This is a genomic window from Pseudoduganella flava, from assembly GCF_007830495.1.
In the GTDB taxonomy this organism is placed as follows: Bacteria; Pseudomonadota; Gammaproteobacteria; order Burkholderiales; family Burkholderiaceae_D; genus Rugamonas; species Rugamonas flava.
Window position 1 is genome coordinate 213,746 of record NZ_VLKW01000012.1, and the last position, 23,291, is coordinate 237,036.

A 23,291-nucleotide genomic window follows, 5' to 3' on the forward strand; every position below is an offset into this window, starting at 1 on the left:
CTCGTGCGGCCGGGTACCGGACCGCTATCCTCGCTGGCAAAGGAGGATCGCCATGAAATCGTCGAAGTCATTCCCGAAGTTATTCCTTACCTCACCCCTTGCCGCCGTGCTGTGCGGCGGCATCATCGTCGGCCTCGCGCTGGGCATGCGCCACGTGCAGGGCCTGTTCATGCTGCCGATGACGGGCGCGCGCGGCTGGAGCCGCGAAGCGTTCGCGCTGGCGATCGCACTGCAGAACCTCGTCTGGGGTATCGCGCAACCGTTCACCGGCATGATCGCCGACCGCTGGGGCGTGCGCCGCGTGCTGGTCGCTGGTTGCCTGCTATATGCGCTTGGCCTGTACCTGATGGCGCACGCCGTCACCGGCACGCAACTGGCGCTGTCGGCCGGATTGCTGATCGGGATCGCGCTGTCCGGCACCACGTTCGGCACCGTCTACGGCGCCATCAGCCGCATCGTGCCGCCGGCGCGGCGCAGCTGGGCGCTGGGCCTGGCGGGCGCCGTGGGCGGCGTCGGCCAGTTCGCGATGGTGCCGGCCACGCAGGGCCTGATCGGCAGTGTCGGCTGGATGGCAGCACTTGTCGTGTTCGCGCTGGTGCTGGCGCTCGCGCTGCCGCTGGCCTGGCCGCTGGACGACCGCACCGCCCAGCCGGTCGTGCGCGCACAGCAGGCCATGGGCCAGGCGATCCGCGAGGCGCTGGCGCACAAGGGGTTCTGGCTGCTGAACCTGGGCTTTCTCGCCTGCGGCTTCCAGCTGGCGTTCATCGCCGGGCACTTTCCAGCCTACCTCGTCGACCGCGGCTTCGGCGCCGAGACGGGCGTCGTGGCGCTGGCCATCGTCGCGCTGGCGAACGTGGGCGGCACCTACCTGTGCGGCCAGCTGGGCAGCCAGTACCGGCGCAAGCACCTGCTGGCTTACCTGTACCTGATCCGTTCGGCGACGATGCTGGCGTTCGTGCTGCTGCCCGTCAGCACGGCCACCGTCTACGCATTCGCGTTCGTGATGGGCTTGACGTGGCTCGGCACCGTGCCGCTGACGAACGGCCTCGTGTCGCAGGTATTCGGGGTGCAGTACATCGGCACGCTGTTCGGCTTCGTGTTCGTCGGCCACCAGCTGGGCGGCTTCCTCGGCATGTGGCTGGGCGGGGCGCTGTTCGACGCGACGCACTCGTACGATGCGATGTGGCTGCTCTCCGTACTGGTCGGCCTGGTGGCCGCGGCGCTGCACTGGCCGATCGACGACCGCGCCGTCGTGCGCCTGCAGGCGGCATGATGAAGCGCGGCGAATCCATCGCGCTGGCCCTCACGGCGCTGGCGCTGTGCGGCATCTGCGCCTGGGCCGTGCACGCGCTGCTGCGGCCGGGCAGCGTGCTGGCGCTGGCCGGGTTGATGTCGCTATGCTGACAGTCGCTCCGGTTCGCGAATCCCCTTCGCCGCCACCCGCGCGATCTCGGCGAACGCCTGCACGGCGGGCGCCGCCTGCGCCAGGTTACGGAAGATCAGGCCGACACGGCGCTTCGCCATCGGCCGCAGCGGGCGCACGGCGATACGCGGGTGCGTCTGGCCCATCGAATACGGCAGCGCCAGCTCCGGCATCACGGCGACGCCGTCGCCGCTATCGACGAGCCCCAGCACCGTGACCATCTGCGACATCCGGTAGCGCACCTTCGGCGCCAGCCCGGCCTGCGCGAACAGCGGCTCGACCAGCGCCGAGCAACCCTGCTCCGGCATGATGAACGGGAAGGTCGCCAGCTCTTCCAACGTCACCGAGCGCTTCGCCGCCAGCGCGTGGTCGTGCTGCAGCAGCGCCACCAGCTGGTCCTCGACCAGCGGCACGGTGTCGAAGCGGTCGTCCGGCAGCACGGCGAAGCCGACGTCGACGCGGCGATCGGCCACCCACTGGATCACGGCGGCATCGGGCCCTTCGTCGATCTGCACTTCGATGCCCGGGTAACGGGCGCGGAATACCTTGAGGATCGCCGGCAGCAGCTTCAACGACGACGTGGGGCCGAACGAGCCGATGCGGATCAGCCCCTGGTTCAGGCCCCGCGCCACGGCGGCATCCTGCCGCATCGCCTCGGTCAGGCCGAGGATTTCGCGGGCCCGCAGCAGCAGCCGGCCGCCCAACTCCGTCACGTCGACCGCGGCCTGCTGGCGCTCGACCAACTGCACGTCCAGCTCCTGTTCCAGCGAGCGGATCGCGTGCGACACGGCGGACTGGCTGATACCGAGCCGCAGCGCGGCGGACGTGAACCCGCGCATCTCGGCCACCATCACGAAGATTTCCAGCTGAGTGAACGTCATGCTCTTGTCTCATGAGCTTTCGCTCATTTGCCTATGAGTTGGGATAAGCAATAATGTATGGCTTCCGCAACCCCGCACGCAAGCCCAAAAATGAAAAACCAACTCGTGTACGTGAAACTCGTCTTCGTCACCCTGTTCTGGGGCGGCACGTTCATTGCCGGGCGCATCGTCGCACACGCGCTGCCGGCACTGACGGCGGCCACGCTGCGCTTCGCCGTCGCCGCGGTGCTGTTGCTGCTGCTCGCATGGAAAAAGGAGGGCGGCCTGCCACGCCTCTCGCGCCAGCAGATGATGGCCACGGCCGCGCTGGGCCTGACGGGCATCTTCCTGTACAACCTGTGCTTCTTCGGCGCGCTGGGTTCGATGCCGGCCGGCCGCGCGGCGCTGTTCGTGGCGCTCAACCCGATCGTCACGGCGCTGGCCGCCGCCGTGCTGCTGCGCGAGCGGCTGCATGCGATGAAGTGGGCCGGCATCGGGCTGGCGTTCGTCGGCGCGGCCGTCGTCATCACCCGTGGCGACGTGCTGACGGCGCTGCACGACATCGGCACATCGCTCGGCAAGGGTGAACTGCTGATGCTGTGCGGGATCAGCAGCTGGGCGGCCTACACGCTGGTGGGCCGCGCCGCGCTGAAGGGACTGACGCCGCTGGCGGCCACCACCTATGCGGCGCTGTGGGGCCTGCTGTTCCTGACGGTCGGCGCGGCACCGGACCTGGCCACGCTGCACTGGAGCGCGATCGGCTGGCAGGTGTGGGCGGGCTTGGGCTACCTCGGGGCATTTGGCACGGTGCTGGGCTTCGTCTGGTATTACGAGGGCGTCAAGGCGATCGGCGCATCGCGCACCGCCGTCTTCAACAACCTCGTTCCAGTGTTCGGCATCAGCCTGGCCGCGCTGCTGCTGGGCGAGCAGGTGCTGGCATCCATGGTGGCCGGCGGCGTGCTGGTGGCCGCCGGCGTCACGTTGACGAACCGCTGAGCGGCTACTGCTTCGCCACCGCCTCGACCTGGATGCGCAGCGCCACGTCCATCGAGAAGCCGTAGTCCTTGCCGGCGGGCAGGCCGAACTCCTCGCGGTTGAACGTGGCGGAAGCATCGGCGCCGCACAGCTCGCGCTTGAGCATCGGGTGCGGGATGCACTTGAAGCGGTTCAGCTTCAGCACGACGGGTTTCGTCACGCCATGCAGCGTCAGCGTGCCGCGTACCTCGGACGGGGTACCGGCGTTGAAGCCCGCCAGCGTGCCCTGGTAGACCGCCTTGGCGCCGTACTTGGGCACGTCGAAGAAATCCTTGCCCGCGGCCCACGTGTTCAGCTGGTCCTGGCCGAAGTCGATCGACGCCAGGTCCATCTCGACGTTGACGGTGCCGGTGCCGGCGGCGCGGTCCAGCACGACGGTGCCGCTGCTCTTGTTGATCTTGCCGCGCCAGAACGAGATGCCCATGTGGTCGGCCTCGAAGCTGGGGAACGTGTGGGCCGGATCGATCTCGTACGCGACGGGGGCGGCGATGGCCCCCGTCGCGGCGCACATCAGCAGGGTCGTGATCACTTGCTTCATGCTTGCTCCTCCAGTTGATTGGCAATGTAGGCGGCCAGCTTGTCGATGGTCTGGTTGCCCAGTTCCTCGGCGCCGTATCTCCTGACCTCGGCCAGCGCTTCCGGGCTGGCAAACACGGAGCGCATCGTCAGCAGCGTGGTGCCGCCGGTATCCTCGAACGTCACGATGACGTCGAAAGCCGGGTCGGCATCGCTGCCGCTGCCATGACGATACACGAGCCGCGCCGGCCGCTCCACCTCCACGTATTCGATCAGGTTCGGCCACACCGTGCCATCGGGGCCCGTCATCTCGAAGCGCCAGCTGCCGCCGGGGCGCACATCCATTGCCGCCGTCTTCACTGCGAAACCGTTCGGGCCCCACCAGATGCCGACGTGTTGCGGATCGGTGAACGCGTCGAACACCAGTTCGCGCGGCGCGCGCAACGTGCGCGTGATGACGATCTCGCGGTCCGCAGTGTTCACGCTCTTGAGGTATTGCTCGAGGTATTGCTCGAATACGTCGTACATGCCGTTGAAGCCTTGCTCCATCGACGCGTGGCCGGCCTGGAACGCCGCGCGCTCGGCCTCGCTGGCGTTGACGGGCACCGAATGCAAGGTCATCACCGTCTTGCCGTCGTCTTCTTCCAAGGTGGTCGTGTTCAGCACTTCGAGAGGCCACAGCGGCAGCAGCGGATAGCGGATGCGGTTGCCCTGCTCGTCCGCGAAGCCGTTGACGAACACAATGCGCCGCGGCTTGTCGATCTCATGGAAATCGAAGCGGCCCCACACTTCCATGCCGGCGCCGCCGGCGCGCGGGTGCATGCAGTAGTGGAAGATGCCGCCCGGCCGCACGTCGGCGCGCGCCACCGTGATCGTGCATTCCTTCGGGCCCCACCAGTGCTGCAGGTGGGCGGGATCCGTCATCGTTGCGAATACCAGTTCGCGGGGTGCGTCGAATACGCGGCGGATCGTGAAACCCGCGTCGTCAGCGTTGGCCATGCTTGGTCTCCTTCTTGTTCTGCAGTGTGGTGAGGTAATCCTCCAGCCGGTCCAGGCGTTCGTCCCAAAGCTGGCGGTACTGGTCGATCCAGCCGCGCGCCTCGCGCAGCGGTTCCGCCTCCAGCCGGCACGGGCGCCACTGGGCCTGCCGGCCACGCGAGATCAGGCCGGCGCGCTCGAGCACTTTCAGGTGCTTCGTGATCGCTGGCTGCGTCATGTCGAACGGGGCGGCCAGCTCGGACACGGATGCCTCGCCATCCGCCAGCCGCGCCAGGATGGCACGGCGCGTCGGATCGGCCAGGGCCGCGAACGTCAGGCTCAGCTGTTCGTCGTTTGCTGTCATCTCGTCTTATAAAACCAAAAGGTTATTTAACCTGTTGGTAATGTAGAACGTGCGGACGGCGCTGTCAAGAGAATAAAAAAGGCGCAGTGCCCCGGCCGTGTTGGAACGAATTGAACTTTTCCCCTGTCGCGTTGTCTCAGCTGTATCGACAGCGGCGATACGGAGGCGGCGATGGACAAGCCGATGGACCCGGACAAATTCGAGCGGTTCCTCGGGCGCCTGCGGAGGCAACTGGAAAAGCTCACGCGCCAGCAGGTTGGCCGTACGCAGGATGCTGTGGCGGCCCATGCGGCACGCTGGCAGTGCCTGGACATCATCGAGGCGTTCGGGCGGCTGCGCAAGAAGTGCCCGCACTGCGGCCACCGGCGCTTTTACCGGCACGGCTACACATCAGGCCTGCAACGCTATCGCTGCCTCGGCTGCACGCACACGTTCTCGGCACTGACCAACACGCCACTGCTCCACCTGCGCCGGCGCGACCGCTGGCTGCCGTACCTGCAATGCATGCTCGATACGCGCACGGTACGCGCGTCAGCAACAGTGGTCGGCATCCACCGCAACACGAGTTTCCGCTGGCGCCACCGCTTCCTGAACCGCGTGGTGCACGACCGGCCGATCCCTTTGAAGGGCATCGTGGAGGCCGATGAAACGTACCTGCTCGAATCGCAGAAGGGCTCGCGCTGCCTGAACCGGCCGGCCAGAAGACGTGGCGGCGTGGCGCACAGCCGCGGCATCAGCAAGGAGCACGACTGCATCCTCGTCTTGCGCGATCGCGGCGGGCAGACGCGCGACTGGTGGACGGGACGCGGCCGTGTCACCAGCAAGCAGCTGTCGTGGGCTCTGCCGGCGGCACTGGATCAGGACGTCGTGCTGGTAACCGATGGCGCGAAGGCCTACCGCACCTTCATCGCCGCGTATCCGTTTGCCCACGTGCCGCTGAACCTCGCGGCCGGCATCCGGTCACGCGGCCCGTACCACCTGCAGAACGTGAACAACTACCACAGCCGCTTCAAGACCTGGCTGCGCACCTTCCTCGGCGTGGCCAGTCACTACCTGCCGAACTACCTGGGCTGGCGCCATGCGCTGGATGGCGGCCGGATCACGACCCCGGAAGGGCTGCTGAAGTCGGCGCTGGGCCTGCGCACCACCACGGCGGCAAGTCATTGAAAGGCGGGCGAACAGGGGCAAGTGGGCAAGGCCCATCCGCACCGAGCCCCACGAAAAAAGACTCCTGCAAAGACCCCTGCAAAAACCGGCACCAACACGTTCGGGTGACAGCGCCATAAAAAAAGCCGGACCACGGCGTGGTCCGGCTTTGCAGGAAGGTCGGAAGGCTTATTGCAGGCGCTGCTTGAGTTCGTCGCCTGCCTGGCGCATCGCGGCGCGGGTGCCCGGCACGTCGGCCAGCACGTTGAGCAGGCCGAAATCGTGGATCATGCCGTTGTAGCGCACCGCTTTCACGTCGACGCCGGCCGCATCCAGCTTGCGGGCATAGGCTTCGCCTTCGTCACGCAGCACGTCGAACTCGGCGGTCTGGACCAGTGCCGGCGGCAAGCCTTTCAGCTGTTCCGTGCTGGCTTGCAGCGGCGACGCATGGATCTCGCGGCGGGCGGCCGGGTCGCGGGTGTAGTTATCCCAGAACCACGCCATCATGTCGCGGGTCAGGAAGTGGCCGTTCGCATATTCGCGGTACGAACCCGTGTCGAAGTTCGCATCCGTTACCGGCCACAGCAGCACCTGGGCCCGCAGCGCCGGGGCGCCCTGTTCCTTCGCCATCAGGCTGACGACCGCCGCCATATTGCCGCCGACGCTGTTGCCGGCCACGGCCAGGCGCTTGCCGTCGACATTGATCTCGGCGCCGTGTTCGGCCACCCAGCGGGTTGCCGCATACGCCTGGCCAATCGCCACGCCGTAGCCCGCTTCAGGCGACGGGGTGTAGTTGACGAACACCGCCACGGCGCCCGAGTTGGCCACGAGGTCGCGCACCAGCCGCTCGTGGGTCGGGTAGTCGCCCAGTACCCAGCCGCCACCGTGGAAGAACATGAATGCCGGCAGCTTGCCCTTCACGCCGGCTGGGCGGACGATCGTCAGCTTCAGCGGTTTGCCGTCGACGACGATGGTTTTTTCGCTGACGTCCGCCGCGGCCAGCTTCGCCTTGGCACCGGCCTGGGCGCCGACCAGTACGGCACGTGCTTCTTCCGGGCTCATCTGCTCGATCGGCTTGCCCCCTTCCAGGGCCTTCAGGAAGGTCGCGGTGTTGCGTTCGACACCAGGCAGGCTGGCGGCATTGACTTGGGCAGCGCCGATGGCGAGGAGGGCGGCGGCGACGATGGTTTTGACGGTTTTCATGATGCTTTTCCTTGTTCGTTATTAGATAGCGCGCTACTTATCTATTGTTTCGCCTGGGCCGCTTGTTCGATCAGCGAGGCCACCTCGGCAGGGTGCGACGTCATCACGACGTGGGAGGCGCCCGGAATCACGACCGTCTTGCGGGAACCGGCACGCTCGGCCATGAAGCCCAGCGCGGCGGCGGGAATGTTCTTGTCCGCGGAGCCGTAGATGAAGTACGACGGCGTTTTCTTCCATGCCGGCACGCCAGCCTGCTCCGTCAGCGCCGCTTCGGCGATCGGGCGCTGCGAGACGGCCATCAGTTCGGCCTCTGCACGCGGTACGTCGGCAGCGAATTGCTGGTGGAACTTGTCTTGCTGAATGTAGAAGTCCTTGCCGCCGTCAGGCAGGGCCACCGGTTCGGCCAGCGCGCTGCCCAAGGTGCCGCCCGGATAACGGCCGGACAGTTCCAGCGCCGTTTCACCTTTGTCCGGAGCGAAGGCCGCCACATAGACGAGGCTCTTCACGTTGGCCTGGCCGTAAGCCGCGGCGGAGATCACGGCACCGCCGTAGGAGTGGCCGACCAGCACGACCGGACCCTTGACGCTTTTCACGACGTTGGCCACCGACTCCGCATCGCCCTTGACGCTGCGCAGCGGGTTGGCCGCGCCGATCACCGTGAAGCCGTCGGCACGCAGCTTGGCGGCGACGCCGTTCCAGCTGCTCGAGTCGGCGAACGCGCCGTGCACGAGGATGACGGTCGGCTTCAGTTCGGCAGCGCTGGCGGGGATGGCGGCGGCACCGGTGATGGACAGGGCGAGGGCGATGGTGTTGATGGCTTTCATGGTGGACTCCTTTAGTTAATTAGCGATTAGATCGTGCGCTACATATTTGGTTTGACTTCAGCGCTTCCGTGCTGCTTTGCATGTCTGCGCTGTCGATGGAATGAAGTATAGGTAGTGTGCGATTTAATTGCAAGCGATTTTATAAATATTTTTTTGGCACGGTCGTGCGCCGTGCCATCGGGTCAGTGACTCAACGTGAATTGCGACCTGAACGGGAATTCCTGCGCACAAGGCGTGCCCCGGCACAGCGCCGGTTTGTACTTTTCCAGCATCAGCACATTGGCAACGACGGTCGTCAGTTTCGGGTCGGGCGAGCTGTACACCTTCACCTGGCTGGCGCGGCCGTCCGGGCCCACGATGACGCCCATGTCCACCATGCCTTCGACATGCAGCTTGCGGTGCACCGTGCTCATCGCACGCATCAGATTGCCATAGCCGCGTGCCGGGAACGGCGGTTCGTCGTCTGGCCCCATGTCTTCGTACATCGCGCGCAGGCGGGCCTTGTCCGCGTCCGATAACTCGCTGTAGGTCTTGTCGCCCGGCATGGACAAGCGGGCGGCATCCCGTTTGATGTTGGTGCCGATGCGCGGCTCTTCTTCCTTGATCCGGTAATCCTGGGCGTGGGCCAGGCAAGTCGACAACGCCAGCAACAGGCCGGCGGCGAGATGGGTATGCACGGGGAGCTCCTCAGCTGAAAACCGTGTTATACCTCATCTTACCCCTTTGAAAAGTCTCGCTTTGTCACACCGGGCCGCGTTTTACCAGCCGAATCACCAGCCCGTGCCCGAGCAATACTGCTCCACGTAGCGCTGGTGCGACGGCAGCTGGGCCACCGTGCGGTCGATCGACCCGCTGATATTGCCGAGGAAGCGCGCCAGTTCCTCGTCGCCCATCAGGTCGGCCGTCTGGTGGTGCGAGGCGGGCAGGATGCCCTGGCCCAGCATCACCTGGATCCACGAGTTTTCCGCGAACAGCTCGTTCGGGACGCGGAACACCCGGCCCGTTTCGCGGAACAGGTCGATGCGATGCTGCAGCGAAGCCGGCAGCTTCATCGCCGCGGCGTCGCGCCAGTACGGCGTGTCGCGCCGGTTCGTCACCGTGTAGTGCAGGATGATGAAGTCGCGGATGTGCTGGATTTCGTAATCGGCCTGCTTGTTGTATTCGTCGATGTCGGCCTGGCTGATGCCGTGCTGCGGGAACATCTGCATCAGGCGGATGATGCCGCGCTGGATCAGGTGGATGCTGGTCGATTCGATCGGCTCCAGGAAGCCGCTGGCCAGGCCGATCGCCACGCAGTTGCCCTTCCACGTTTCCTTGCGCTGGCCCGGCTTGAAGCGGATCACACGCGGCGTCATCAACGGCTCGCCGTCGACGGCCGCCTGCAAGGTGCGCAGCGCCGTCTCGTCGTCCGTATAGCGGGTCGAGTAGACGAGGCCATTGCCGACGCGGTGCTGCAGCGGAATCTGCCACTGCCAGCCGGCGTCGCGCGCGATCGACCGGGTCAGCGGAACGGCGTCGCGCACCGACTTCGTTTGCAGCGCCACGGCGCTGTCGTTGAACAGCCAGTGCGACCAGTCCTCGTAGCCGACGCCCATCGCCTGCCCGATCAGCAGCGCGCGGAAGCCCGTACAATCGATGAACAGATCGCCCTCCAGCTCGGCGCCGTTCTCCAGGCGCAGCGCGCGGATGTCGCCCGTGTTCAAGTCCTTGCGCACCTCGGCGATCTTGCCTTCGACGCGCTGCACGCCATAGCGCTCCGAGAATTTGCGCAGGAACTTCGCGTAGCGGGTCGCGTCCATGTGGTACGCGTAGTTCATGCCGGCGTTCGGCAGGTGCGCGAACTTGTTCTGCAATGACGCCTTCAGCTCCAGGCAGTAGTCGCCGTAATCGCCGGCCAGGCCGCGCTCGCGGCCCTTGTGCCAGAAGTGCTGGAAGCCGGCCGTCCAGTGGTCCGTGCCCGTCGTGCCGAACGAGTGGATGTAATCCTCGTTCACGTTGCGCCAGTTCTCGAAGCTGATGCCGAGCTTGAACGTGGCCATCGTCTCGGCCATGAATTCCTGCTCGTTGATCTCCATCACGTGGTGGAAGTTCATCAGCGTGGGAATGGTGGCCTCGCCGACGCCGACGGTGCCGATTTCATCGGACTCGATCAGCCGGATGTCGAGCAGCTTGCCGAGCGATTTCGACAGGCCCGCCGCCACCATCCAGCCGGCCGTGCCGCCGCCGGCGATGACGACGCGCCGTACCGGCTTGCTGTCACGTGCTTGTTCCATGCTTGTCTCCTGTTTTTTGGTCTCGGTCAGCGGTTGAGCCGCTTGATCAACTGCGCGCGCACGGCGCGCGTCATGTCTTCCGTCAGCGGCGCGAGCATGCGCCGGCTGGCCGGGGGAATGTGGGCGGCCGTGTCGTCGTCGGCCTCGAACACGTAGTGACGGAACAGCTCGCGCCACGCATCGCGCTGCGCCGGCGGCAGGTCGCGGATCGTGGCGATCGCGTACATCAGCGCATTGGTCGGCGTGTCCGCATAGTGGGGCGACTGGCGCCACCAGTAATTGACCAGCACATTGAACGGCTCCAGCGCCTCGACGTGGTGCCACCACATGCTGGGCAGGAACAGCGCGTCGCCCGGCTCCATCTCGGCCACCTGCGCGTGCTCCAGCGCTTCGCGAAAACGCGGGAAGCGCGTGAAGTCGGGATCGTGCAGGTCGACGAGGCTGATCGGCTGGCCGGCCGGCGTCAGGTCCAGCGGGCCAACGTACAGGTTGCGCAGCTGGTCCGGTGGGAACAGCGTGAAGCGGCGCCGCCCGGCCGTCACGCAAGCCAGGTTGTCCGGCGCGTCGTAATGGGCGGCGATGCGCGTCCGGTTGCCGATCCAGATCGACGCCAGCGGCTCGCGCCCTTGCAGGTCGACGTCGTTCTCGGCCCGAAAGCCCGGCAGCACGGCGTCGATCGTGGTCGAGCCGACATAGATGGCCGGTGGTTCGGCATCGGCGCGATGCGCTTCCAGCTCGGCCAGCACACCCTGCAGCGGCGCGTGCACGGGCCGGAAATTGAAGCCGGAGATGTCGTCGTTGTAGAAGAAGCGGCCACGGATCTCGGGCGGCCCCAGCATCGCGACGACCGGGGTATTGCCGTAGAAGCGCAGCAGGTAGTCGGAGGCCGCCTGCTGCGATTGCTGCGCCGCGCGCACCATCGGCCAGTGCGCGACGAGGCCGCGCAGCAGCAGCGGCTGCGTGGACGTCAGGATGCGCGCGTTCAGGTCGCGCGGCGTCAGGCCCTTGAGTTCAGCGACCGGCAGCATGCTTGCGGTTCTTCCTGTCGATCAGCGCGCGGAACTGCGACAGCGAAGCGAGCACCATGTAGATCGGCTGCAGGTGGCCGGCCTGGTGCAGCGCGGCGATCGCGTCGGCAGGCAGCGCGGCCAGGCGCTCCTCGTGGATCGTGTAGAAGCCGGCCAGCCGGTTCTGCGAGCCGTCGTCCAGTTCGATGTCGAACACGAACGATTCCAGCAGCTCGTACTTCAGCAGCGCCTCCACGAAAGCCACGTTGTGCTGCAAGCCCTGGTGGATCGTGAACAGCATCGAGTTCACGCGCTCCAGGAATTCGGACACGCCGCCGTGCGGCAGGAAGGCCGGCTCGCCTTCCGTCTGCGAGACGCGGGGATTGTCGAGGTCCACGTGCACCAGCAATTCCTCGCCGTTGCGGCCGATCAGGAAGGGCTGGCGCTGGACCATCAGCGGAACCTCCGGCGCATCCCAGCCGTCGGCGGACAGGAACAGGTTTTCGCCGGCTTGGAAGCCGAACAGCGCGATGGGTTCGAACGAACGGCCGTCGTCCGTCTTGCGGAACACGATCGGGTAGTGCGCCTGCAGCGTGCGCAATTCGGCGGGGAACGTGGCGGTGTACATCACGTCGTCGCCGAACTCGGCGCCGTGGCGGGTGATGACTCTCAGGTCCTTGTGCTGGACGTTGTTCAGCAATACGTGGTTCGGCATGGTGTCTCGTTGTTTTCAGATTTTCTGCAAGCCGTGCAGCCGGATATGGTCGAGCAGTTCGCGGTTCGACGGCAGCGCGCGCAGCATCCTGCGCGTCAGCTCCGCCGCCTCGCGGAAGTACGGATCGGCCGCCGCCGTGTCGGTGCGGCGCGTGACGTGGTCGCGCTCGGGCAGGAAGCCCATCCCGTACAGCACATACTGCCAGCTGGCGGACGGGAACACTTCCTCGATACGATAAAAGTCCAGCCGCGACGGCGCGCGGTGCCGCCACAACGTCAGCAGCTCGCGCAGCCGCGCGGGGATCGTTTCGCTGCGGCGGTTGTCGTGCCAGTAGTCCGAGCCGGTGCGCCGGCTCAGCACATAGTGCAGCTTCAGGAATTCGATCACGCGCTCCCAGCGGTACGTGAACGCATCGTTGAAGCGGTGCGCCACGATGTCCATCGCGTCGCGGTTGGCGGGCAGGTCGTCGCTGACCATCGCCGCCGACATCTCGACCAGCGCCAGCGCCGATGCCTCCAGCGGTTCGATGAAGCCGGCCGACAGGCCGATCGCGACGACGTTATGGTGCCAGAACCGCTGCCGGTATCCCGGCTCGAACGTCAGCTTGCGCGGGGCGGGCATGTCAGCCGGGCCGCCCGTCGCGGCCACGTAGCGGCGCAGGTCCGCCTCGGCTTCGGCGTCGCTCGTGTGGGCGCTCGAGTACACGTGACCGATGCCGCGCCGCGTCGGCAGGCCGATGTCCCAGATCCAGCCGGCGCGCTGCGCGGTGGACGTCGTCTGCGATGCGATCGGGCTGTCCGGCGCCGCATACGGCACCTGCACGGCCAGCGCGCTGTCGTTGAACAGCACGTGCTTCTGGCGCAGCAGCGGCACGCCGTAGTGGCCGCCCAGCAGCATCGATTGCATGCCGGTGCAGTCGACGAACAGGTCGCCGGCCAGCGGGCCATGCGCGCGCGTGCGCAGCGCGGCGATGTCGCCATTCGGTGCGCTGTCGATGCCCGTCACGTGATCGGGCACGTAGCGCACACCCAGCTTCTCCAGGCAGTGCTTCTTCAGGAACAGGCCGAACTTACCGGCATCCAGGTGGTAGCCGTAGTTGGCCACGGCGGCGAATTCGGGCGTGGCCGGCTGTTTCGGTGCGCGGCCCTGCACGCACAGGTGCGGCTGGTAGCTGACCAGGTCCGCGAACGGCACCGCGGCGCCCGTATCGAGCCAGGCGCGCACGAGGTCCGTCTCGCCATACCCCTGCGGCAGCACGAACGGGTGGAAGTAGTAGTCGGCGGCGCCGCCGCCCTCGCGCCAATCGTTGAAGCGCGAGCCCTGCTTGAACGCCGCGTCGCATTCGCGGAAGAATGCGGATTCGGAAACGCCGATGCGGGACAGCGTGTCGCGCATCGACGGCCACGTGCCTTCGCCGACGCCGATCGGCGCCACATCGGGCGATTCGATCAGCGTGACTTGCAGCGCGGGATGGTCGGCGGCGAGCACGCCGGCGGTCAGCCATCCGGCGGAACCTCCGCCGACGATGACGACATGGTTGATCGGCTTGGACATGACAGGTACGGTTGCAGTGTTGGCAATTAGTCTAACCGAAAAACTATCCCTGAAAAGCAAAAATCGGGGTGGACCGGCAACGCCGGCACACCCCTCTCACGCTTTCAGTGGAAACGCTCTCAGAACTTGTAGCGCAGACCCAACATATAGCGTGGTCCCGACTGCTGGGCTTCCATCAGCATCTGCTCCGTACGGCCGTGCTGGCGGGTCGTCTCGTTGGTCAAGTTGATGCCTTCGAACTGCAACGACAGCTGTGGTGTGATCGAATAACCGATCGACAGGTCCAGCTGGCCATAGGCCTCGGTGTACTTCGGATTCGGACCGGCCGCGTCGAACGTCGAGTTCAGGAACTTGTCGCGCCAGTTGTAGGCCGCGCGGACCGTCCACTTGTCGTTCTCGAAGATGCCGACCAGGTTGGCCGAGTCGGACAGGCCGACCAGCGCGAACTGCTCGCCGATGCCGGCGTTGTTGAAGCCCAGCCCCGAGTCGACCCAGGTGTAGTTCGCCGCGATGCCGAAGCCGCTGTTGCCGAACATGTGCTGCACGTTCAGTTCCACGCCCTTCAGGTCCGCCTTCTTCTGGTTCGAGAACGTCGTGATGCGGAAGTTCGCGACCGGATCGCCCGGCTGGCCGACGATGGTGCCGGTGGCGTTGCCCGAGGCGTCGTCCGCCCCGCGCGTCACGCCCGGCGCCGTCGGGTGATTGCGGAAGATGTAGTTGCGGATGCAGGTCGTGTCCGCCGTCGTGCAGCCGCCGCGTTGCATCGCCTCGTTCCACAGCGCGCCGCCCACCGGCGTCGTCAGGCCCGGCTTGGCGTCGATCTTCGACTGGCCCGCGTAGTTCTCCAGGTTCTTCTTGAAGAAGCCGACGGCGAAGAAGTTCTGCTTGCCGTAGTACCACTCGTACGACAGGTCCAGGTTCTTCGACTTCACCGGCTTCAGGCCCGGGTTGCCGGCCGTGCCGGTACCGCCGTCCAGGCGGGCCAGGTTGTCCAGCACCGTGCCGCCCTGGATCTGGTCGTAGCGCGGCCGGCCGATCGTCTCACCGTACGACGCGCGCAGCTTCATGTCGCTGCGCAGGTCGATGTCGGTGTCGATGCTCGGCAGCAGGTGGTGGTATTTACCCTCCAGCGTCGTGAACGTCGGATCGCCTTTGACGACGGTGAATTCGTTCTGAGACGCCCACTCGATGCGGGTCGCCGTCGGCACCAGCGCGGTCGACACGACGTCCGTCTTCTCGTAGCGCAGGCCGATCGCCGTGTGGATCGGCAGTGCCGTATCCCAGTCGGTATTCAACTGCAGGTACAGCGCCTTCGATTTTTCCTGCGTGCGCTGGTCGGTATCCCAGTGGTCCTTGACCGAGTACAGGTCCGGCCGCCCGGAAGCCTTGATCGCCAGGTCACGCACTTCGCCGAAGTTGAACGTGTAGAAGTTGTTGAACAGGTTCGGGTTGCCGGAGCCGTCGATCTTGTCGAAGTAGCCGCGCACCGTCTCGGGGTGCCATACGCTGCTCGGGTAGTCGGCCGGGCTGGTGGCGCCGCCCCACGTATCGCGCTGCATCGTCGAGAACGCGGAGCGGTTCTTCACCTCGGTGGCGGACACGCCGAAGTTCAGCTGCGAGGCCTCCATCAGCTTCAGGCGGCCCTTGAACTGGAACTGGTCCACCTCGCCCTTCATGTAGCCGTTGCGGAACGCGGAACCGGTGACCTGCTGCGGCGCGCGCGTGAAGTCGGCGCCCTTGATCGACAGCACCGGGAAGTCCTGGCTGAAGTCCGCCGTCGTGTCGCCGCGGCTGAACGACGACGTGCCCAGCACGTTGTCCGAACCCCATGGGCTGTCGGCCTGCGATTCCGCGGTGGACTTGTGCGCGTCGATCTCGAAGCGCAGGTCCTGGTTCACCTTCCACAGCGCGTTGAAGCCGAGCGACTTGTTCTCGCTCCGCGTGGCGAAGTCGGCGCCGCCCATCGCGATGTCGCTGTTCGCGGCCGGCAGGAACTCGGTGTAGACGAGCGGGCTGGCGGCCGGGCCGTTCGTCCAGTTCGACGCCGAGGCGCCGAAGTTGAACCAGGCCGACACGTCCTGCCGGCGCGTGTGGATCTTGTTCTGCGAGTAGGTGTAGTCCAGCGTCGTCGTGATGTCCTTGCGGGGCGCGAACTGGAACGTCAGCTGGCCGTTGGTGCGCTCGCGCTGCACGCCGGAGAACGCATAGTTCAGGTTCTGCGGCACCGAGTACACGTCGCCGGGCTTGGGCCGGTTGGTGATGTTCTCGGAGCCCGGCGTGCCCGGCTGGGGGATCGTGCCCCAGTTGTTCTCGTCGCCGCGGAACGGGCCTTTCCAGCCGCTCGACACGGACGCCGTGTTGTAGCCCAGGTTGCGTTCCTGGTAGCTGCCGGACACGGAGACGCCGAACATGTTGTCGTTCCACGTATTGCTGTAGACGCCCGAGATCTCGGGTGTGACGCGCTTGCCGGACTTGACGTCGGCCGGCGAGTTCGTCGACGACTCGTCATACACGCCCTTCACGCCGACGCTGGCCAGGAAGCCGGGCCGGTCCAGCGGACGCGCCGTCATCACGTTCAACGTGGCGCCGATGCCGCCGGTGGGCGATTCGGCGCGGCTCGTCTTGTACACCTGGATCTGCGAGATCGCTTCGGATGCCAGGTTGGCAAAGTCGAACGCGCGGCCATTCAGGTCGCCCAGGTTCGACGTCGGCATCTGGCGGCCGTTCAGCAGCACCATGTTGAAGTCGGGGCCGACGCCGCGCACGGTGACCTTCGAGCCTTCGCCGATGCTGCGGTCGATCGACACGCCGGAAATGCGCTGCAGCGATTCGGCCAGGTTCGTGTCGGGGAACTTGCCGATGTCCTCGGCGACGATGCCGTCGACGATGCCGTCCGAATTGCGCTTCAGGTTCAGCGACGATTGCATCGATGCGCGCAGGCCCGTCACGACGACGGATTGCACGGGCTGCGACGACGACAGATCCGCTCCTTGCGCCTGCGCCTGGTCCTGCGCCAGCGCGGGCACGGCCGCCGCCATGCAGGCGCTGGCGACGGCGACGCTGATCAGTTTTTGTTTTGCCTTGGGATATTGCATGTGGTCTCCTGTGTTCTTCTCTGTTTTCTACCCCGCCTGCCGATGGAAACGTTTCCATCGAAATCGGTTAAATCTTAGGTAGGCATCACGTGCTTGTCAATCGAACAGTTTTGTTGGCTACCGCTACTGTTGTAAAAACGACTCTTTACGGCTGGTACACCCGCACGTACTCGACTTCCATGCGCCACGGCAGGCTGGCATCCTGCACCGCCCCGCCCAGGTCACCGCCGACCGCCAGGTTCAGCAGCAGGTACTGGGGCCGGTCGAACGGCCACTTCTCGTAATCGCCGTCGCCCGGGTTCGCCAGCTCGGCATAGGCGCGGCCATCGACGCCAACGCGGATGCGCTCCTTCGTCCACGTCAGCTGGTAGTCGTGGAAGGCGCCGCAGGCATCCGGCACGCTGGTGGTGGAGGTCTTGCCGGTGCCGCGCGGCCAGTTCTGCGCCCCCGTGTAGATGCTGCCGAGGATCTCGCCGGGCTTGTTGCCGACGTGTTCCATGATGTCGATCTCGCCGTCGACGGGCCACTTGCCGCCGGTGCCCAGCGTCCAGATGGCCGGCCAGCTGCCCGGCCCGCACGGCAGCTTCGCGCGCACTCCGATGAAGCCGTACGTCCAGCTGGCCTTGCCGCGGGTGACGAGCCGGGCGGACGTGTAGCGCTGGCCGCCATAGTCCGGCTGCGCCGTCAGCGCTTCCCGCCGCGCCGTGATCACGAGCCGGCCGCCCTTGACCTCGGCGTTCTCGCGCCGCGCCTTTGCGTAGTACTGCAGCTCGTGGTTGTACCAACCCAGGCGATTACGCTCCGTGTCGTAATCCCACTTGCCCGGATCGGGCAGGCCGTCAACGTCGAATTCGTCGGCCCACACGAGGCGCCAACCGGCGGGGACGCCGTCGGCATGGGCGCCGCCGCACGCCGCGACCAGCGCCACGGCAGCGAAGATACGACGTGCAAGGACGGCCATGGCTCTCCCCGATTGACGCAGCGGCAGGCGCATGCAAAGATGAATGTGGTGACATGGTAACGTTTCCATTTTTCCACCGCAATGCGCGCCGCAGCATGCCGTTGCAAACTTGACACAGCCTCGTGACCAAGGTGAGCCAATGACCAAATCGATCCTGTCCCTGCTGGTTCTTGCCGGCCTGCTGCATACCGCCAGTGCCGCCGAATCCTTCCACTGGCCGGGCGGCGCCAAGGCGGCCGTCAGCCTTGCCTACGACGATGCCGCGCCATCGCAACTGGATCACGCGCTGCCCACGCTGAACAAATACGGGCTGCGCGGCACGTTCTACCTGACCTTGTCCAGCCCCACGGTGGACAAGCGCCTGGCCGAATGGCGCGCGGCCGCCGCCCAGGGCCACGAGCTGGCGAACCACTCGCTGTTTCATCAGTGCCGGCGTTCGCAACCGGAGCGGGAATGGGTCGAGCCGCACCGCAACCTCGATACGACGACGGCGGCGCAGATGCGCGACCAGGTTGCGCTGGCCAACACGATGCTGTACGCGATCGATGGGCGCCGCGAACGCACGTTCACGGCGCCGTGTGGCGACCTGCTGGCGGCCGGCGTGAATTACCTGCCGGCGCTGCACGGGGACTTTGTTGCGATCAAGGCCAGCGTGGCCGATGGCCCCGTCCAGGCAATGGACGCGCTGGACCCTTATCGCGTTCCCGTCTTCAGCCCGGTGAATCAGACCGGGGCGCAACTGATTGCGCTGGTGAAGCAGGCGGGCGAACGCGGCACGATGATCGCGTTCACGTTCCACGGCATCGGCGGCGACTACCTGACCAACTCGAGCGCGGCGCACGAGGAACTGGTGCGCTACCTGGCCGAACACCGCGACGAATACTGGATCGACACGTTCCTGAACATCATGCGCCATGTGAAGGCGAACCGCTGAGCGATTGGCGGGGCAGGGCGACTTCCAGTATTCTCTGCTCGTTTCTTCATCAACGGGAAAATCGAGTGGCAACCATCAAAGACGTCGCCCGGCTCGCGGGCGTGGGCCTGGGCACCGCCTCGCGCGCGATCAACGGCAGCGGCCCCGTGTCGCCCGCCACGCTGGAGCGGGTGCGGAAGGCGATCGAGGAACTGGGCTTTCGGCCGTCGCATGCGGCGCGCGCGCTGCTGTCGGGCTCTTCGAAGATGATCGGCGTGTACATCCCGGCGCTGTCCGGCACGTTCTACACACCGATCCTGCAGATCATCGATACCGAGCTGCGTGCCGCCGGCCTGCACATGGTGGTGGCGTTCGGCCAGGGCCTCGGCAACGCGCGCCGGCAGGCGCTGGACGGCATCGGCTTCCTGATCGAACGGGGGTGCGACGGCCTGATCGTGATGACCAGCGCGCTGCGGGAGGACGACCTGGCGCAGCTGGGCCCGAAGCTGTCGCGCCTCGTCGCACTGAACCACGGCTTCGCCACGATCCCCGAGCAATGCTTCACCGCCGACCACGTGCTGGGCGGCCGCCTTGCGGCGCGCACGCTGCTGGAACACGGCCACCGCGCGAGCGCCGTCATCACCGGGCCGATGGAGCTGGAGGACAGCGCCGCCCGCAACGACGGCTTCAACGCCGAGCTGGCGGAAGCGGGCATCGATCCGGCGACGCTGTGGCGCCACGAAGGCGATTTCTCGCCGGCCAGCGGCTGGGCCGCGGCACAGGCGTTCGTCGCGTCGGGCTGCCAGGCCACGGCGCTGTTCTGCGCCAACGACGAGATGGCCGTCGGCGCGCTGTCGTACTTCCAGGAAGCGGGTATCCGGGTGCCGCAGGATCTGTCGGTGATGGCCTATGACGACACGCCGAGCGCGGAATATGCCGCACCGCGCCTGACGTCGGTGCGCATGCCGTGGCGGCAGATGACGTTGAACGGCCTGAATGCGCTGCTGAACCTGTGCTATGACCTGAAGCGGCCGGTGGAGCGGGAGTTTCCTGTCACGGTGACCGTCAGGGCGTCGGTGGCACAACGCCGGGACTGAACGACTCCGGCGCGCCTTCTTTCAGCCGCAGCCGGTCTTCCTCGAACGAGCGCGCCAGCTCCTGCTGCGCGGCCTGCCCGATGCTGATGCGCTTGGCCTCGTCCTGGTAGTGCGGCTGCAGCGATTCCAGGGTGGCGAGGTTGTGCGCGCGGAAGCGCTCGCGGGCCCGTTCCGCCGTGTCGGCATCGACACCCAGGTGTTCCAGCGCGTGCCGGCCCAGCAGCAGCGCGCCGTCGAACGTTTCGCGCTCGATCGTCTCGACGCCGCGGGCGCGCAGCTCGAACAGGTGCGTCACATTGCGCGCCCGGCCGACGATCTTCAGGTGCGGGAAGTGTTCGCGCACAAGGTCCGTCAGCGCCAGGCTTGTCGGCATGTCGTCGATCGCATTGATGATCAATACCGCCTCGGCGGCACCGGCCTGGCGCAGCAGGTCCAGGCGCGTCGCATCGCCGTAGAACACGCGGTGGCCGAAGCGGCGCAAGGTCTCGATCAGTTCGGGATCGTTGTCCAGCACCGTCACCTTGAACCCCGACGCCATCAGCAGGCGGCCGGCGATCTGGCCCACGCGGCCGAAGCCGGCGATGATCACGCGCGCCCCTTGCGGTTCGATGACGTCGGCCGGCCTCTTTGCCTTCGGGTTCAGCGCCTTGCCGAGACGGCCGGCAGCCAGCATCGCGAGCGGCGTCAGCGCCATCGACAGCGCGGCCACCAGCACCAGCGTCTGCGTCCATTGCGCGGACAGCACGCGCTCGTCCTGCGCCGCCGCCAGCACGACGAACGCGAACTCGCTGCCCTGCGCCATCACGGCGGCGAACGGCCAGCGCTGTGCCGCCGGCACCTTCAGTGCCCGCGCCAGCGCGGCCATCACGATCATCTTCAGCACGACGTAGCCGATGGTCAGCGCGCCGATCAGCCATGGCTGGGCCGCCAGCATGCCGAGGTTGACGGACATGCCGACGGACGTGAAGAACAGCCCGAGCAGCAGGCCCTTGAACGGCTCCAGGTCCGTCTCCAGCGCCTTGCGGTATTCGGAACTGGCCAGCAGCACGCCGGCCAGGAACGCGCCAAGGCCCATCGACAGGTCGGCCAGCGACATCAGCTGCGCGATGCCCAGCACCAGCAACAGCGCGAACGCGGTGAAGATCTCGCGCAGCCGCGTGCCGGCCACGAAGCGCAGCAGCGGCGGCATCAGGTAGCGGCCGATCAGCAGCACGGCGGCCACCGCGCCGGCCGCGCGCAGCCAGCTGAAGTCGCCGGCATCGCCGCCCGGCGCCAGCAGCGGCAGGACGACCAGCAATGGAATCGCGGCCATGTCCTGGAACAGCAGGATCGCGAACGCCGCCTTGCCGGCCGGCGTGTGCTGCAAGTGCCGCTCCTGCATCGTCTGCACGGCGATCGCCGTCGACGACAGCGCCAGCGCGATACCGGCGACGGCCGCGGCCACCCAGCCCAAGCCCAGCAGCGCCGCGACGGCGGCAAACGCGGCGCCGCACGCGACCAGCTGCAGCGCGCCGCCGCCCAGCACGAGGCGGCGCATGGCCATCAGCTTGTCCGCCTGCAGCTCGAGGCCGATCAGGAACAGCATCAGCACGACACCGATTTCCGCCACGTGCCCGATCAGCTCCACCTTGCCGACCAGCGCCAGCCCCCACGGACCGATCAAGCAGCCGCCGACCAGGTAGCCGAGGACGGAGCCCAGGCGCAAGCGCTGCGCCAGCGGCACGAGCAGGACGGCGGTGAGCAGGAAGACGATAGGGGTGAGCAGCAGGTCGTGCATGGTGTCGGGCGTGGCATAAGGGGTGACCGATTATAGGTCAGCGCTCCTGCTACACTGGCGCATCTCTTTTGCATTGCTATCGACCATGCCGACTTGCCAGGATCTCGTTCTCCTCGCCGCCTACAACGCGGACATGAACCGCAAGCTGTACGACGCGGCTGCCCAGTTGCCGGCCGGCGAACTGACCGCCGACCGCGGCGCGTTCTTCGGCTCCCTGGCCGGCACGATGAACCACTTGCTGACGGCCGACACGATCTGGCTGACGCGCTTCACGGATCACCCGGCCGGCTTCACGGCGCTGGCACCGCTGCGCGGCCAGCCCGCGCCCACGTCGCTGGCGCACAGCTTCGGTACCGAACTGCCGGTCCTGCGCGCCTACCGCGAACGCCTCGACGGCTACATCACGGCACTGGCCGCGGAACTGCGCCCGGAGCACCTGGAGACGACGTTCGTCTACCGCAGCACGAAAGGCATCGCGTTCCACAAGCATTTCGGCAGCGTGCTGCTGCACTTCTTCAACCACCAGACCCACCACCGCGGCCAGGCCAGCACGCTGCTGACGCAGGCCGGCGTCGACATCGGCGTGACCGACCTGCTCGTGATCGTGCCGGAGGTGGCGTGATGGGGCTGGCCTTCGTCGACATCGCCACGATCTCCCCCGCGACGCTGCTCGCTTTCGAAGAAGCCAACCGCGCCTACTTCGAGTCGATGATCGACGGGCGCGCTCCGTCGTTCTACAGCCTGGAGGGTGTTGCGCAACACGTCGCCGGCTTGCGCGAGGAGGCCGAACGGGGTACCGCTGCGTCGTTCGTCATCGCCGACGCGGCCGGCGCGCTGCTGGGCCGCGCCAACCTGAAGCGGATCGACACGGCGGCGGGCAGCGCGGAAATCGGCTACCGCATCGGTGCCGACCACGCGGGCAAGGGCATCGCCACCCGCGCCGTCGCCTTCCTGCTGGACGAAGCGCGGGACCGGGGCCTCGCCACGGTCGAAGCGCTCGTCCTCGCCAGCAATGCGGCGTCGGCGCGGGTGCTCGACAAATGCGGCTTCGTGCCGGCCGCCGAGGCCACCGGCATCACGGTGACCACGGCGCGCGGCACCGAAGGCACGCGCCGCTACCGCATCAGCCTTGCTTAGGCGCTGAACGCTTCCTTCGCCGCGACCGTATCGAGCGCCTCGCGCAGCAACTTGATCTTGCCGTTTTCGGCGACGAGCCGGCCGGCATACGTTTGCCGGTAGATCTTCCCGGTCGACAGCACCTTCGCTTCGACGCTGTACTCGCCAAAGGCTTGCTCGTCCGTCTCGATGAACATCCGCACGTCGTGGAAGCGGAAGTCCGGCACGTTCTTCAGCAGCGAGCGGATGAATGCGGCGATCGCCTGCGGTCCCTGGGCACGGGCGCCGATGTAGGGCAGTTCGATAATGCCGTCGTCGGCGAACAGCGCGCCGGTGGCGTCGGGGTCCTGGATCGATGCGAGATAGGCGCGCAGCAGTTCGGGGGCGTTCTTCATGGTGTTCTCCTGGTGGATGGCTGCCGGCCGTTGCCGGCA

Annotated in this window: 23 protein-coding genes; 8 read left to right on the top strand and 15 right to left on the bottom strand. The window is 66.7% G+C overall.

The window, feature by feature from the left end:
• The first annotated feature begins 52 nt into the window (after positions 1-52).
• Complete coding sequence (locus IP92_RS25520) at positions 53-1,273, top strand: MFS transporter (protein ID WP_145880613.1); 1,221 nt, start codon at positions 53-55, stop codon at positions 1,271-1,273.
• Entirely contained in the window at positions 1,270-1,404 is a 135-nt protein-coding gene (locus tag IP92_RS30675; protein ID WP_260071727.1) for a hypothetical protein, read from the top strand. The genes IP92_RS25520 and IP92_RS30675 overlap by 4 nt, the downstream gene beginning before the upstream one ends.
• On the opposite strand, the gene IP92_RS25525 is transcribed toward IP92_RS30675, so the two are convergent.
• On the bottom strand, positions 1,396-2,304 hold the full coding sequence (locus tag IP92_RS25525) for a LysR family transcriptional regulator (RefSeq protein ID WP_145880615.1): 909 nt from the start codon (positions 2,302-2,304) through the stop codon (positions 1,396-1,398). The genes IP92_RS30675 and IP92_RS25525 overlap by 9 nt on opposite strands.
• A 90-nt stretch (positions 2,305-2,394) precedes the next feature.
• On the opposite strand from IP92_RS25525, the gene IP92_RS25530 reads away from it, so the two are divergent.
• Positions 2,395-3,279, top strand: coding sequence for a DMT family transporter (locus tag IP92_RS25530; RefSeq protein ID WP_229418967.1), 885 nt, complete (start codon positions 2,395-2,397; stop codon positions 3,277-3,279).
• Positions 3,280-3,283: 4 nt separating this feature from the next.
• On the opposite strand, the gene IP92_RS25535 is transcribed toward IP92_RS25530, so the two are convergent.
• The 3 genes from IP92_RS25535 to IP92_RS25550 are packed head-to-tail and all read right to left on the bottom strand — an operon-like array spanning position 3,284 to position 5,176.
• Positions 3,284-3,856, bottom strand: coding sequence for a YceI family protein (locus IP92_RS25535; protein WP_145880620.1), 573 nt, complete (start codon positions 3,854-3,856; stop codon positions 3,284-3,286).
• The gene (locus IP92_RS30290) at positions 3,853-4,833 is read right to left on the bottom strand and encodes an SRPBCC domain-containing protein (protein ID WP_199271778.1); all 981 of its coding nucleotides are present in this window, start codon (positions 4,831-4,833) and stop codon (positions 3,853-3,855) included. Before IP92_RS30290 ends, IP92_RS25535 begins: the two co-directional genes overlap by 4 nt.
• Entirely contained in the window at positions 4,820-5,176 is a 357-nt protein-coding gene (locus IP92_RS25550) for an ArsR/SmtB family transcription factor (RefSeq protein ID WP_145880622.1), read from the bottom strand. Before IP92_RS25550 ends, IP92_RS30290 begins: the two co-directional genes overlap by 14 nt.
• Positions 5,177-5,359: 183 nt before the next feature.
• On the opposite strand from IP92_RS25550, the gene IP92_RS25555 reads away from it, so the two are divergent.
• Entirely contained in the window at positions 5,360-6,343 is a 984-nt protein-coding gene (locus IP92_RS25555; RefSeq protein WP_145880711.1) for an IS1595 family transposase, read from the top strand.
• A gap of 168 nt (positions 6,344-6,511) precedes the next feature.
• Here the strand turns inward: IP92_RS25555 and IP92_RS25560 are convergent, their stop codons facing one another.
• The 9 genes from IP92_RS25560 to IP92_RS25600 all read right to left on the bottom strand — a co-directional run bounded on the left by IP92_RS25560 (position 6,512) and on the right by IP92_RS25600 (position 17,954).
• The gene (locus tag IP92_RS25560; RefSeq protein ID WP_145880624.1) at positions 6,512-7,525 is read right to left on the bottom strand and encodes an alpha/beta hydrolase; all 1,014 of its coding nucleotides are present in this window, start codon (positions 7,523-7,525) and stop codon (positions 6,512-6,514) included.
• A 41-nt stretch (positions 7,526-7,566) separates the two neighbouring features.
• Complete coding sequence (locus IP92_RS25565; RefSeq protein WP_145880627.1) at positions 7,567-8,349, bottom strand: alpha/beta fold hydrolase; 783 nt, start codon at positions 8,347-8,349, stop codon at positions 7,567-7,569.
• A gap of 182 nt (positions 8,350-8,531) precedes the next feature.
• Positions 8,532-9,026: an energy transducer TonB gene (locus IP92_RS25570; protein WP_145880629.1), complete on the bottom strand. Its 495-nt coding sequence runs from the start codon at positions 9,024-9,026 to the stop codon at positions 8,532-8,534.
• 93 nt (positions 9,027-9,119) lie between these two features.
• Positions 9,120-10,622, bottom strand: coding sequence for a tryptophan halogenase family protein (locus tag IP92_RS25575; RefSeq protein WP_145880630.1), 1,503 nt, complete (start codon positions 10,620-10,622; stop codon positions 9,120-9,122).
• 26 nt (positions 10,623-10,648) lie between these two features.
• Positions 10,649-11,650, bottom strand: coding sequence for a cupin-like domain-containing protein (locus IP92_RS25580; protein WP_145880632.1), 1,002 nt, complete (start codon positions 11,648-11,650; stop codon positions 10,649-10,651).
• The gene (locus IP92_RS25585) at positions 11,634-12,344 is read right to left on the bottom strand and encodes a SapC family protein (protein WP_145880634.1); all 711 of its coding nucleotides are present in this window, start codon (positions 12,342-12,344) and stop codon (positions 11,634-11,636) included. The genes IP92_RS25580 and IP92_RS25585 overlap by 17 nt, the downstream gene beginning before the upstream one ends.
• Before the next feature lie 15 nt (positions 12,345-12,359).
• Positions 12,360-13,898: a tryptophan halogenase family protein gene (locus IP92_RS25590; RefSeq protein WP_145880637.1), complete on the bottom strand. Its 1,539-nt coding sequence runs from the start codon at positions 13,896-13,898 to the stop codon at positions 12,360-12,362.
• Positions 13,899-14,017: 119 nt separating this feature from the next.
• Positions 14,018-16,993, bottom strand: a complete 2,976-nt coding sequence (locus IP92_RS25595; protein WP_145880639.1) for a TonB-dependent receptor — start codon at positions 16,991-16,993, stop codon at positions 14,018-14,020.
• A 145-nt stretch (positions 16,994-17,138) separates the two neighbouring features.
• Complete coding sequence (locus tag IP92_RS25600) at positions 17,139-17,954, bottom strand: glycoside hydrolase family 16 protein (protein WP_145880641.1); 816 nt, start codon at positions 17,952-17,954, stop codon at positions 17,139-17,141.
• A gap of 139 nt (positions 17,955-18,093) precedes the next feature.
• On the opposite strand from IP92_RS25600, the gene IP92_RS25605 reads away from it, so the two are divergent.
• Positions 18,094-18,888, top strand: a complete 795-nt coding sequence (locus IP92_RS25605) for a polysaccharide deacetylase family protein (protein WP_145880644.1) — start codon at positions 18,094-18,096, stop codon at positions 18,886-18,888.
• Positions 18,889-18,953: 65 nt separating this feature from the next.
• Entirely contained in the window at positions 18,954-19,964 is a 1,011-nt protein-coding gene (locus IP92_RS25610; protein WP_145880646.1) for a LacI family DNA-binding transcriptional regulator, read from the top strand.
• On the opposite strand, the gene kefC is transcribed toward IP92_RS25610, so the two are convergent.
• Entirely contained in the window at positions 19,933-21,741 is a 1,809-nt protein-coding gene (kefC, locus tag IP92_RS25615) for a glutathione-regulated potassium-efflux system protein KefC (protein ID WP_145880648.1), read from the bottom strand. The genes IP92_RS25610 and kefC overlap by 32 nt on opposite strands.
• A gap of 85 nt (positions 21,742-21,826) precedes the next feature.
• Between kefC and IP92_RS25620 the strand changes: the two genes are divergently transcribed.
• Both IP92_RS25620 and IP92_RS25625 read left to right on the top strand, forming a co-directional pair.
• A complete protein-coding gene (locus IP92_RS25620; protein ID WP_145880651.1) occupies positions 21,827-22,363 on the top strand; it encodes a DinB family protein in 537 nt (178 codons plus the stop codon).
• On the top strand, positions 22,363-22,878 hold the full coding sequence (locus IP92_RS25625; RefSeq protein WP_145880713.1) for a GNAT family N-acetyltransferase: 516 nt from the start codon (positions 22,363-22,365) through the stop codon (positions 22,876-22,878). Before IP92_RS25620 ends, IP92_RS25625 begins: the two co-directional genes overlap by 1 nt.
• Here the strand turns inward: IP92_RS25625 and IP92_RS25630 are convergent.
• A complete protein-coding gene (locus IP92_RS25630) occupies positions 22,875-23,252 on the bottom strand; it encodes a nuclear transport factor 2 family protein (protein ID WP_145880653.1) in 378 nt (125 codons plus the stop codon). The genes IP92_RS25625 and IP92_RS25630 overlap by 4 nt on opposite strands.
• Between the last annotated feature and the right edge of the window lie 39 nt (positions 23,253-23,291).